This is a genomic window from Phenylobacterium sp., from assembly GCF_044358365.1.
GTDB lineage: Bacteria > Pseudomonadota > Alphaproteobacteria > Caulobacterales > Caulobacteraceae > Phenylobacterium.
The window spans coordinates 83,539-94,547 of the sequence record NZ_JBIKNZ010000006.1 but is presented as its reverse complement, the minus strand read 5'-3'; the positions used below and the strand labels follow the sequence as shown (position 1 = coordinate 94,547).

Sequence of the window (11,009 nt, the reverse complement as noted above, 5' to 3'; positions counted from 1 at the left end):
CATGCTCCCGGCGACGCTGTTTGGGTGGCCGGGTCAAGCCCGGCCATGACGAACGATAGAGGGTGGGGAATTGAGTGCGGTCTACATCATGGCCAGTCGAAAATACGGTACGCTCTACATCGGCGTGACCAGCGAACTCGTAAACCGTGTGGTGCAGCATCGTGACGGTCTGATGGAAGGTTTCACGAAGCGATACGGCGTGAAGCGTCTCGTCTGGTTCGAGCATCATGACAGCATCGTCGTCGCCATCCAGCGAGAGAAGTCGCTGAAGAAATGGAAGCGGCGCTGGAAGGTAGATCTCATCGAGGCAGGTAACCCGGATTGGGATGATCTCTTTCCCGGCTTGATTGCGGAGGAAGGGCCGTTGTCGCACTTGCAATCTCCCGAACCCTCTCTCTGAACGTCATGGCCGGGCTTGACCCGGCCACCCAAACGGCGGTGCCGGGAGCATGGGTGGCCGGGTCAAGCCCGGCCATGACGTTTCTTGAGGTGTTTGTTCTCTGGGGTGTTTGGGCCTTCGGGGTGTTTGGAAGGCTCCCGGGTTGCCATCCTGCCGCCGGCGCCCTCACACTGACGAGCGAACCACCGGATACCACCGCCCGCATGCCTATTGCCGCCGCCAGGGTCTATTCCGAAGGCCATCGCCTTCGGCACCTGCGGCTGCACGAGGTCGAGGACCGTCCCGTCCAGCCGCACCAGTTCGCCTGGATCGGCATGGTCAACGCGACGCCGGAAGAGCTCGCGATACTGCAGGCGCGTTTCAATCTGCATCCTCTGGCGATTGAGGATGCGCTGTGTGACCACCCGTTGCCCAAGGTCAGCGCCTATGGCGACCAGATCTTCGTGGTCTGCCGGACCGCTCGGCTGGAGAACGAGGAGATTATCTACGGCGAGACCTGCGCGTTCCTCTGCAAGAACCACATCATCACCCTGCGCCGGGGTTCGGACCGGTCGCACACGGAGGTTCGGCGGCACCTGGAGAGCTCGCCGGCCATGCTCGAACATGGCATCGCCTATGTGCTGTACTCGATCCTCGACTTCATCGTGGATGGCTACCAGCCCATCGTCGACGAGATCGAGGAAGAGGTGCTGGCCATCGAGCGCCGCGCCCTCGACGCCTTTCTCAGCCGCGAGGACGTGACCCACCTGTTCAACCTGCGCCAGACGTTGATGCGCTTCCGGCGCATGCTGGGCCCTATGGAAGAGGTCTGCGCCCGGCTCGAGCACATGCACCTGCCCTTCATGGATCCCGGCGTGCGGCCCTACTTCCGCGACGTGGGCGACCACCTGCGCCGGGTCTCCAGCGCCATCGAGGGCCTGCGCGATGTGCTCTCGTCAGTGTTCGAGGTGTCGAACCTGTTCGAACAGCAGCGTCAGAACGACGTCAGCCGCCGCCTGACGGCCGGCGCGGCGATCCTGGCCGTGCCAACCATGGTGGCGGGCATCTACGGGATGAACTTCGAGTTCATGCCGGAGCTCACCTGGAAGTATGGCTACTTCCTGGTCGTGGGCGTGATCATCTCGGTCTGTGTCGGCCTGTTTCTGGCCTTCCGCCGGGCCAAATGGCTGTAACCGCCACCCGGGCAGGCCAATGCCCCTCGCCTTTCGCGCGGCATACCTTTAGAGCCTCCCGCCCATGAGTGATGAGGCCGTCCAGATCACCGCCCGAGGTCCGCGCGCCGATGCAGAGGCTGCTGCTGCCGCGCTTGAGGCCAATCCCGCCACCGAGGCCCTGACCTTCTCCATCCTGGAAGAAGATGAGGATCGCGACGTCTGGCGGATCGATGCGTTCCCGACCGAGAGCCATGAACAGGCCGCTATCGAGGCCTTGCTGGCCGGCTATCCGACACTGCGCGTGATGACTGAGGCTCTGGCCGACGCCGACTGGCTGGCCATGGCTTTGTCGGGCCTGCCCCCGGTGCGCGCCGGCCGTTTCTTCGTCTATGGCGCCCACGACGGCGGCCTCGCCCCGGCCAGCACCGTGAACCTCCGGATCGAGGCAGGCGCGGCCTTTGGAACCGGTCACCACGGTACGACGGTCGGTTGCCTGCAGGCTTTCCACGACCTGCTGAAGCAGCGGCGGTTCGCCCGCGTGCTCGACGTCGGCTGCGGCACTGGCGTGCTGGCGATCGCCGCAGCGCGGACCGGTTCGCCGATCGCTGTTGGCACCGACATTGACGCCCCCTCGGTGCGTATCGCCAACGAGAACGCCGAGTTGAACGGCGCCCGCGCCCGGTTTGTCCATGCCTCAGGCCTGAACCATCCGGAAGTGCGTCGCGATGGCCCGTACGACCTGGCCTTCGCCAATATCCTGGCCCCGCCGCTGGTGGCGCTGTCGCAGGATATCAAGCTGGCGCTGAAGCCCGGCGGCATCGCCATCCTCTCCGGCCTTCTGCGCACCCAGCAGCGGCGCGTACTGGCGGCCTATACATCCAAGGGCTTCCGGCTGGTGCGTCGCATTCACCGCGACGCCTGGGCGACGCTGGTGCTGCGCAAGAGCTAGCCTACCGCTTTCTTCGCCCCCAATGTCACCAGCCAATGCTGCTGGCGATCCTTCAGCCGATCCAGAACGCCCTGCGAGGTCAGGGCCTCGTCATCGATGCGTTCAAGGACTTCAAAGCTGAACGCCGCCTCTCCATGGGCGGTCCAGGCGGTCTGCATGGCGCGATTGATGTGGCCGCCGTTGCGCAACCCAAACCAGAGGCTGTTCTGCTGGAGGTCAACATTGCGCGAGCCGGCCGTCCAGATCTCTCCGGAAGTCGCGCAGCGCACGGCATAGACGCCGGCGACAGCCTTGCGCTCCTTGTAGTCTCGGACCAGATCGCGGCGAGAGGCTTTGTCCATGCCGCCTGATACGCGCGCGGTCGCTCGCTGTCAATTTTACCCGGGCAATATAATCTGCTATGTCGATGTTTGCGGCCCGGTGAGGTTCGGCCTAAATCTCCCCCATGCTCCAGACCTTCAACGAAACCACCGACCCCTCCTTCGGCCCGAAGCACGTGCCGCTGATCCGCCAGGCCATGGCCGCACAGGGCCTCGACGGCTTTCTTGTGCCGCACGAGGACGAGCATCAGAACGAGTACCTGCCTGCGGCCAATGACCGGCTGGCCTGGGCGACAGGCTTCACCGGCTCGGCGGGCGCGGCCGTGATCCTCAGGGACAAGGCCGCCGTCTTTGTCGACGGGCGCTACACGATCCAGGTTCGCGACCAGGTTGACGCCCAGGTGTTCGAGATCCGCGACCTCGTGGACGGCGGCGTGCCGGCCTACCTGGAAACCGCCACCGGGCGCGGTCAGAAGATCGGCTACGACCCGCGCCTGCACAGCCCCGATGCCCTGGGCCACCTCAAGGCCGCGGCAGCCCGCGCCGGGTGCGAATTGCTGGCCGTCAATGACAATCCGCTGGATCAGGCCTGGGGTCAGGCCCGACCCGCTCAGCCGCAGGCGCCGGTCGTCTCGCATCCGCTGGAAGTCTCCGGCGAGGAGTCCAGCGCCAAGCGTGCCCGGGTCGGTGCCCTCGTGGCCCAACGCGGCGGCGAGGCGGCGGTGCTGACCGCTCCGGCCTCGATCGCGTGGTTGTTCAATGTACGCGGCGGCGACGTGATCCGCTCACCGCTGCCGATCGGTCAGGCGATCCTGAACAAGGACGGCACCGCGCGCCTGTTCCTGGACCCGGCCAAGGTCACCCCGGACCTGCCGGCCTGGCTCGGCAATCAGGTGTCGCTGGAGACCCCCGCCGACCTGCCCGGTGCCCTGGCCGACCTGAAGGGCAAGCGCGTGGTCATCGATCCTGCCCAGTCCTCGGCCTGGTACTTCGAAACCCTCGCCGCCGCCGGCGCCGAAGTGATCCGCGGCGAGGATCCCTGCGCCCTGCCCCGCGCCTGCAAGAACGACGTCGAGATCGCCGGGACCCGCAACGCCCACATCCGCGACGGCGCAGCCCTGACCCGCTTCCTGCACTGGCTGGCCACCGAAGGGCAGATCAATCCGCCCGACGAGATCACCGCCGTGCGCAAGCTTGAGGCGTTCCGACAGGCGACCGGCGTCATGAAGGACCTGTCGTTCGACACCATTGCCGGCACGGCTTCGAACGGCGCCCTGCCCCACTACCGCCCGACCGACCGCCTGAACACGAAGACGTTCGACGGAACCCTCCTGCTGGTGGACTCCGGCGGCCAGTACCTCGACGGCACGACGGACGTGACCCGCACGATCGCTATCGGTGAGCCCAGTGCAGAGATGTGCGAACGCTTCACCCTGGTGCTGAAGGGCTACCTGGCGCTGGCGCGCATCCGTTTCCCGGTGGGAACCACCGGCTCGCAGCTCGACGCACTCGCGCGGATGGCGCTGTGGCAGCATGGCCTGGACTACGACCACGGCACCGGCCACGGCGTGGGCTCCTACCTCGGCGTCCATGAGGGTCCGCAGCGGATCGCCAAGGCGCCGAACACCGTGGCCCTGCGCCCCGGCATGATCCTGTCCAACGAGCCCGGCTACTACAAGGAAGGCGCCTACGGGATCCGGATCGAGAACCTGCAGGTGGTGACTCCGCCCGCCCCGATCCCCGGCGGTGAGCGGCCGATGCTGGGTTGGGAGACGCTGACCCTGGCGCCTATCGACCGGCGCCTGATCGTGGTGGCCATGCTGTCCCCCGAAGAGCGCGCCCAGCTCGACACCTATCACGCCCGGGTCCGCGAAGTGATCGGCCCCCTGGTCGAGGCCGATGTCCGGACCTGGCTCACCGAGGTTACGAGGCCGATCTGATGACCGACACCCCCAACGCCCAACAGGCCGTCTACTGGAACGAAGCCGCAGGTCCGACCTGGGCCGAGCTTCAGGGGCCGCTGGACCGCCAGCTTGCGCCTCTGGGCCGCGCCGGCATGGCGGTGTTGCAGCCGAAACCCGGCGAGAAAATCCTCGATATCGGCTGCGGCGCCGGCGAGACCAGCCTGGAGCTCGCACGCGCTGTGGCCCCAGGCGGCCAGGTGACCGGCGCGGACATTTCACGCACCCTTCTGGAGGTGGCCCGCCGGCGCGCCGAGGGCCTTGCCGGTGTCGAGTTCCTGGAGGCGGATGCCCAGACGGCGGCCTTTGCGCCAGGTGGTTACGACGCTGTGTTTTCCCGCTTCGGCGTGATGTTCTTCAGCGATCCCGTGGCGGCGTTCGTGAATATCCGGCGCGCCCTGGCTCCCGACGGGCGTCTGGTCTTCGTCTGCTGGCGCCCGCCCGCTGAAAACCCGATCATGACCCTGCCCATGTCGGCGGCCCTGGCGCACGTACCGCCCCCTGCGCCGCCGGAGCCCGGCGCACCCGGACCCTTCGCATTTGCGGATGCCGAACGGGTACGAGGCATTCTGGCCGCCGCCGGGTTCAAGGACGTCACCATCACCCCGCACAACGAAAAGGTCGGCGGCGGGGATCTGGAGACCGTGGTCGGGCTTTCCATGCGGGTGGGGCCACTGGGCGGTCTCCTGCGGGAGAATCCGGACAAGCGCGACGTTGTCATCGCCTCAGTGCGAGAAGCTTTGAAGGCGCACGATGGCCCCGATGGCGTACGGCTGGATTCGGCGACGTGGATCGTCGCAGCGAGGGCTTGAGATGCTGAAATACCTCATCGTGCTTTCCGCCCTGGCGCTGGCTGGGTCTGCGCAGGCCTCTTCACCCGATGACGACGCACCGATCCTTGCGACCGTGCAGCGGTTCTTTGACGCCCTTGGAGCCCGGGATACAGCCACCATGCGCCAGATCGTCCTGCCAGGCAGCATCTATACCGCCGTAAGCACGCAGCCTGACGGAACGACACGCATCGGTCGGATGGCGGCCGACGAGACGTTCAACAAGGCCATTGGCCCGGGCTACCTGGAGCGCATGTGGTCGCCGGTGGTCTCACGTCGCGGCGCTATGGCGACGGTGACGGCGCCCTACGAATTCCAGGTCGACGGCAAGACCACCCATTGCGGCGTGGACGTGTTCGGCCTGATCAAGGCCGAGGCCGAATGGAAGATCGCCAGCTTTATGTGGACGCAGGAGCCGGACGCCTGTGCGGAATTGAAGGCGACGGAGATGCGCCCTACCCCGCCACAAGCGCCAGCCACGCGTCCTCGGTGATCACTTCTATCCCCAGATCGGTGGCGGTCTTCAGCTTTGACCCTGCCCCCGGCCCCGCCACCACCAGATCGGTCTTCTTCGAGACAGAACCCGACACCTTGGCGCCCAGCGCCTCGGCCTGGGCCTTGGCCTCGTCGCGGGTCATCTTTTCCAGGGCGCCAGTGAAGACGATCGTCTTGCCGGCCACGGCGGTGTCCGTCCGGGCCCGCTCGGCCGGAGCGACCCGTAGCTCGACCAACAAGGCTTCAACCAGCCGCTCGTTGTGATCTTCGCCGAAGAACTCGGCGATCATGCGGGCTGAGACCACGCCCACGGCATCAATAGCCGCCATCTCCAGAAAGGCTTCGCCGGGCATCTCGGCGGCGGCGCGCCGGGCGGCGGCCTCGAAGGCGCCCCAATCCCCATACCGCGCCGCCAGGGCCGCTCGCGCGCGAGCATTCAACTTCGGGATCGCCAGATTAAGGTGGGCGTCCAGTGAGATCTCCGGCGGGATCAACAACGCCTGGCCAGCTCGCGCGAAGTCCAGCACGGCCTGCACCGCCGTCGGCCCGAGTCCGTCGAGATTGGAAAGCTCGGAATAGGTCGGCCCCGCCTGCTGTACAGCACACGCCTTCGCAGCCGCGACAAGGGCCTCGACCGTTTCGAAGTGGCGGGCCAGCGCCAGCGAGGTGGTCTCGCCCACATGCCGGATACCGAGGCCATAAACGAACCGGTCCAGCGGGATCTGACGCCGCGCCTCTATGCTCTCGATCAGGTTGGCGACGCTGGTCTCGCCAAAGCGATCCATCGCCAGCATCTCGTCGCGGCGGGTGTGGAGACGAAAGATATCCGCCGGCGTTTCCAGCCAGCCGCGCTCATTGAAGAGGGCGATCTGCTTCTCGCCCAACCCCTCGATGTCGAAGGCCCTGCGCGATACGAAATGGCGCAGGTGCGCCAGCCTCTGGAAGGGGCAGGCAAACTCGCCGGTGCAACGCCGCACCACGGTTTCGGCGCCCGCCGCCGTGGTTTCCCGCGCCAGGGGGGTTTGCAGGGGGCACGGGCAGTGTGTGGGGAACTGGAACGGCTCTGCGCCGCGCGCCTCATCCTCCACCACGCCCACGATCTGCGGGATCACATCGCCCGCCCGCTGCAGGATCACGGTGTCGCCCACGCGAAGGCCCTTGCGCGCGATCTCGTCGGCATTGTGCAGGGTAGCGTTCTCGACCACCACGCCGCCCACCGTCACCGGCCTCAGCCGCGCCACCGGGGTGATGGCGCCCGTTCGGCCAACCTGGATATCGATGGCCTCCAGCACCGTGCGGGCCTGCTCGGCGGGGAACTTGCGCGCGATCGCCCAACGCGGCGTGCGGGTGACAAACCCCAGCCGCTGCTGCCAGTCCAGTCGATCCACCTTGTAGACGACGCCGTCGATATCGTAGGCGAGCTTCGGACGGGTCACCTCCATGCGGGCGTAGGCGTCCAGCAGGCCGGCCGCGTCCTCGACCCGCGCACTTTGCGGCGTGGTCTGAAACCCCCAGGCTTTCAACAGTTGCAGCGCCACCCATTGGGTCTCGGCGAAACCTGTGCTGTGCAGCCCCCAGGCATAGGCGAAGAACCGCAACGGCCGGGCCGCTGTGATCGTCGGGTCGATCTGGCGCAGGGAGCCGGCTGCGGCATTCCGGGGATTGGCATAGACCTTCTGGCCTGCCGCAACGGCTGCGGCGTTGAGCGAGGCGAACCCGTCGTGTCCCAGATAGACCTCGCCGCGGACTTCGATCACCTCTGGCCAGCCTGCGCCTGACAGGCGTTTGGGGATATCGGCGATGGTCCGGACATTCTGCGTCACGTCCTCGCCCAGCCGGCCGTCGCCCCGCGTGGCAGCCTGGACCAGCAGCCCGTTCACGTAGCGGATGGAGCATGACAGACCGTCGATCTTGGGTTCGGCCGTGTAGCCCACGGTCTCGTCGGCGGGCAATCGCAGGAACCTGCGGATACGGGCGTCGAACTCGGCCGCCTCGCCATCGGCAAAGGCGTTATCCAGGCTCAACATCGGCACGCCGTGCTCGACCGGCGAGAACTGCTCCGCTCGCGCAGCACCGACAGTGAGCGACGGCGAGTTCTCGCGGACCAGATGCGGAAACCGCGCCTCGATGGCCTCGTTCCGCCGCTTCAACGCGTCGTAGTCGGCGTCCGAAATCGTCGGATCATCCTGCTGATGATACCGGATGTCGTGCGCCGCAATCTCGTCGGCGAGCGCAGTCAGTTCCTCAAGCGCTTCAGCTTCGGTGAGGGCGTCTATGGATGAAGGCATGGGCTTTCTCTAGAGCCTTTCCAGATCAGATGGCTCATCTGATCTGGATCAAAAGGCTCGCTCTTCATATGTTTAGAGCGTGACGGGCGCTTCAACCGGTACCCACTTGAAGCTGTCACACTCTAGCTGCATCCAGCCTTGCCAGACATAGAACAAATACGCAACATTCATCCTTTCCAGCGCGGCTGGAAAGGCATATCACCGTCAGGTCGCCAGACACGCCGTGACCACCTCGGGCCGTTGCGCGATCACGGTGAGGTAGGCCCTTAGCGCGCTGTCAGGACGGGTCCGGCCCTGTTCCAGATCACGCAGACGGGCGAGGTTGATCTGGTAAGTCTTTGCGAATTCGGATTGGCTGAGGCCAGTACCAACCCGCGTTAGTCGGACGAACCGTGCATCGACCATGCGATCCAGTTCGTCCTCCGTCAGTGGCGGGTTGTCTGGATCGGATTCAGCCGCAGCCGTGATTTCGGCATCGGTCATGTCATCGAGGCGCCGCCGCTGTGCGTCTGTCAGTTGCGGCGGATTGGCGGGATCCAGAGTGAATCTAACGAACGCCATACTCCCGCATCTCCTTCACATTCGCCCGACGCGCCGAAATTACCCTGATCACAGAACCGCGGCGGGAATAGACCAATGCAAAGATGTGGTCCCCGATACGACCAACGGCTTTGCGGCGGGCCTCGCCATCAGCCTCCCGGCTAACGTCGATATCCATCAGGTATGGATCGCTGAACACAGGCAGAACGAACCGGAATGCCAAGCGGTGTTTCTGCTCATTCAACGACGCCTTGGCCGGATCCCACTCGAACTCCACAATTCAGTCCGCCAATATTATACGGAAATTCCGTACTCTCGCAAGACGTCCCTCACGCCTCCATCAGCGCCCGGGCCGCCGCCCGGGCGGCGTCGGTGATCTGGGCGCCGGCCAGCATGCGGGCGATCTCTTCCTCGCGGTCCGCCGGGGTCAGCACCTCGACGGCTGTGCGCAGACGTTCGCCCTCCCCGGCCTTGGCTATGCGCCAGTGGGCCTCAGCGCGGGCGGCCACCTGGGGACTGTGCGTGACCACCAGCACCTGGGCGTTCTCGGCCAGGCGTTTCAGGCGCAGTCCCACGGCGTCGGCCACCGCGCCGCCAACCCCCCGGTCCACCTCGTCGAAGATCATCAGGGGCTGGGGCCCGGATGCCCGCCCCGCCAGTGAGGCTTTCAGCGCCAGTGCAAATCGCGCCAGCTCGCCGCCCGAAGCGATGGCGCCCAGGTCCCCGAACGGCGCCCCGGGATTGGTGGCGATCTCGAAAGCGGTGCGATCCATGCCGAGGGGGCCAGCCCGGTCCTCCGTCAGAACCTCGACCGCCACCCGAAAACGAGCCTTGTCCAGCTTGAGCGGCGCCAGTTCCGCCATCACCGCCTCGGCCAGGCGCATGCCGGCGGTTTGACGCGCAGCGGCCAGGGCCTCGGCGGCCTTGAGGTAGGCCGCGCGCGCGGAGGCGAGTTCCGCCTGAGCGGCCTTCAGGGCGACCTCCGAGGTTTCCACCGCCCGCAGGCGCGCGGCGAATTGCACGCGCAATTGCGGCAGGGACTCAACGGTGGCGCCCAGCTTTCTGGCCAGGCCCCTGAGGTCGAACAGTCGCTCCTCGGTCTTCTCCAGCCGGTTGGGTTCGAAATCAAAGGCCAGGGCCGCGCCATCGACGGCGGACTGGGCCTCGTCGGCCTCGATCAGCACCCGGTTCAGGGCTTCGGAAGCGGCGATCAGCCGCGTGGCCGCTGTTCCGTCAGAGGCTGCGCCGGCGGAAACGGCTCGCTCGCGAGCGCGCTCCAGAGCGCGGATAGCGCCGATGACCTTGCTCCCCAGACCGTCCAGGGCGGCGCGGGCGGCGGCGATATCACTCAGCGCCTTCTCCGAGGCGCCCAGCACGGCGCGCTCCTCGGCCAGGGCCGTCTCCTCGCCTGAGCGCGGGTCCAGTCGGTCCAGTTCCGACAATCGGTAGGTCAGATCCTCGGTTTCGGCGGCCGTGCGGGCGACCTCGGCCTGCAATGCCGCCACCGCCTCCCGCGCCGCACGCCAGACGCGCCAGGCTTCCGCCGTAGCCGCGACCCGGGGCTCAAGCCCACCATAGACATCCAGCAGCGGGCGGTGCGTCCGGGCGTCCAGAAGGCCCACCGTCTCGTGCTGGCCGTGCACTTCGAGAAGGGCTTCGCCCAGTTCCTTGAGTACGCCCACGCCAGTGGTCTGATCATTGACGAAGGCGCGGCTGCGGCCATCCGCCGAAAGGTTCCGGCGAAGGACCAGATCCTCGTCGCGCGCGTAGGCCAGGCCCTTTTCCTCAAGCAGGGCCCAGACCCTATGATCCGGAGCCGGCGCAAAGACCGCCGTGGCCACGGCCTGGGTCGCACCCCGCCGCACCAGACCGGCGTCGGCCCGCGCCCCGGTCGACAAGCCCAGGGCGTCGAGGATGATCGACTTGCCTGCGCCTGTCTCGCCGGTCAGGGCGGTCAGACCCGGGCCGATGGACAGGTCCAGGGCCTCGATCAGCACAACGTCGCGAATTTGCAGCCCGATCAGCATGGCATGCAGGATCGTACGGAATCAGACCGGAATGAAGGGGTCGGA

Annotated in this window: 11 protein-coding genes; 6 read left to right on the top strand and 5 right to left on the bottom strand. The window is 66.6% G+C overall.

Annotated elements, in window-relative coordinates; all coding sequences use genetic code 11:
- Window positions 1-70 precede the first annotated feature (70 nt).
- The 3 genes from ACIQ3B_RS03455 to ACIQ3B_RS03445 all read left to right on the top strand — a co-directional run bounded on the left by ACIQ3B_RS03455 (window position 71) and on the right by ACIQ3B_RS03445 (window position 2,503).
- Window positions 71-400 (top strand): GIY-YIG nuclease family protein, encoded by a 330-nt coding sequence (locus ACIQ3B_RS03455; protein WP_397399925.1) that lies wholly within the window; start codon window positions 71-73, stop codon window positions 398-400.
- Between the two features lie 203 nt (window positions 401-603).
- On the top strand, window positions 604-1,572 hold the full coding sequence (corA, locus tag ACIQ3B_RS03450; protein WP_397399924.1) for a magnesium/cobalt transporter CorA: 969 nt from the start codon (window positions 604-606) through the stop codon (window positions 1,570-1,572).
- A gap of 64 nt (window positions 1,573-1,636) precedes the next feature.
- Window positions 1,637-2,503, top strand: coding sequence for a 50S ribosomal protein L11 methyltransferase (locus ACIQ3B_RS03445; protein WP_397399923.1), 867 nt, complete (start codon window positions 1,637-1,639; stop codon window positions 2,501-2,503).
- Here the strand turns inward: ACIQ3B_RS03445 and ACIQ3B_RS03440 are convergent.
- Complete coding sequence (locus ACIQ3B_RS03440; protein ID WP_397399922.1) at window positions 2,500-2,844, bottom strand: GIY-YIG nuclease family protein; 345 nt, start codon at window positions 2,842-2,844, stop codon at window positions 2,500-2,502. The two genes, ACIQ3B_RS03445 and ACIQ3B_RS03440, sit on opposite strands and share 4 nt — an antisense overlap.
- Before the next feature lie 104 nt (window positions 2,845-2,948).
- Here ACIQ3B_RS03440 and ACIQ3B_RS03435 point away from each other — a divergent pair, with 104 nt between their 5' ends.
- Genes ACIQ3B_RS03435 through ACIQ3B_RS03425 form a run of 3 tightly spaced genes read left to right on the top strand, consistent with a single transcriptional unit; the run spans window position 2,949 to window position 6,107 of the window.
- The gene (locus ACIQ3B_RS03435; protein ID WP_397399921.1) at window positions 2,949-4,763 is read left to right on the top strand and encodes an aminopeptidase P family protein; all 1,815 of its coding nucleotides are present in this window, start codon (window positions 2,949-2,951) and stop codon (window positions 4,761-4,763) included.
- Complete coding sequence (locus tag ACIQ3B_RS03430; protein ID WP_397399920.1) at window positions 4,763-5,596, top strand: class I SAM-dependent methyltransferase; 834 nt, start codon at window positions 4,763-4,765, stop codon at window positions 5,594-5,596. Before ACIQ3B_RS03435 ends, ACIQ3B_RS03430 begins: the two co-directional genes overlap by 1 nt.
- 1 nt (window position 5,597) lies before the next feature.
- Window positions 5,598-6,107, top strand: a complete 510-nt coding sequence (locus tag ACIQ3B_RS03425) for a hypothetical protein (protein WP_397399919.1) — start codon at window positions 5,598-5,600, stop codon at window positions 6,105-6,107.
- Here ACIQ3B_RS03425 and ligA read toward each other — a convergent pair.
- The 4 genes from ligA to recN all read right to left on the bottom strand — a co-directional run bounded on the left by ligA (window position 6,070) and on the right by recN (window position 10,964).
- Window positions 6,070-8,397, bottom strand: coding sequence for an NAD-dependent DNA ligase LigA (ligA, locus tag ACIQ3B_RS03420; protein ID WP_397399918.1), 2,328 nt, complete (start codon window positions 8,395-8,397; stop codon window positions 6,070-6,072). The two genes, ACIQ3B_RS03425 and ligA, sit on opposite strands and share 38 nt — an antisense overlap.
- A 204-nt stretch (window positions 8,398-8,601) precedes the next feature.
- The gene (locus ACIQ3B_RS03415) at window positions 8,602-8,958 is read right to left on the bottom strand and encodes a helix-turn-helix domain-containing protein (RefSeq protein WP_397399917.1); all 357 of its coding nucleotides are present in this window, start codon (window positions 8,956-8,958) and stop codon (window positions 8,602-8,604) included.
- Window positions 8,945-9,214 carry a BrnT family toxin gene (locus ACIQ3B_RS03410; protein WP_397399916.1) on the bottom strand — a complete coding sequence of 90 codons (270 nt, stop codon included), beginning with the start codon at window positions 9,212-9,214 and terminating at the stop codon, window positions 8,945-8,947. The genes ACIQ3B_RS03415 and ACIQ3B_RS03410 overlap by 14 nt, the downstream gene beginning before the upstream one ends.
- Window positions 9,215-9,266: 52 nt before the next feature.
- A complete protein-coding gene (gene recN, locus ACIQ3B_RS03405; protein WP_397399915.1) occupies window positions 9,267-10,964 on the bottom strand; it encodes a DNA repair protein RecN in 1,698 nt (565 codons plus the stop codon).
- Window positions 10,965-11,009 lie beyond the last annotated feature (45 nt).

What these genes read in the sequence shown, in the direction of transcription:
- ACIQ3B_RS03415 (WP_397399917.1), bottom strand. Translation starts at nt 8,958, where the DNA reads ATGGCGTTCGTTAGATTCACTCTGGATCCCGCCAATCCGCCGCAACTG.
- ligA (WP_397399918.1), bottom strand. Translation starts at nt 8,397, where the DNA reads ATGCCTTCATCCATAGACGCCCTCACCGAAGCTGAAGCGCTTGAGGAA.
- ACIQ3B_RS03425 (WP_397399919.1), top strand. Translation starts at nt 5,598, where the DNA reads ATGCTGAAATACCTCATCGTGCTTTCCGCCCTGGCGCTGGCTGGGTCT.
- ACIQ3B_RS03435 (WP_397399921.1), top strand. Translation starts at nt 2,949, where the DNA reads ATGCTCCAGACCTTCAACGAAACCACCGACCCCTCCTTCGGCCCGAAG.
- recN (WP_397399915.1), bottom strand. Translation starts at nt 10,964, where the DNA reads ATGCTGATCGGGCTGCAAATTCGCGACGTTGTGCTGATCGAGGCCCTG.
- corA (WP_397399924.1), top strand. Translation starts at nt 604, where the DNA reads ATGCCTATTGCCGCCGCCAGGGTCTATTCCGAAGGCCATCGCCTTCGG.
- ACIQ3B_RS03440 (WP_397399922.1), bottom strand. Translation starts at nt 2,844, where the DNA reads ATGGACAAAGCCTCTCGCCGCGATCTGGTCCGAGACTACAAGGAGCGC.
- ACIQ3B_RS03445 (WP_397399923.1), top strand. Translation starts at nt 1,637, where the DNA reads ATGAGTGATGAGGCCGTCCAGATCACCGCCCGAGGTCCGCGCGCCGAT.
- ACIQ3B_RS03430 (WP_397399920.1), top strand. Translation starts at nt 4,763, where the DNA reads ATGACCGACACCCCCAACGCCCAACAGGCCGTCTACTGGAACGAAGCC.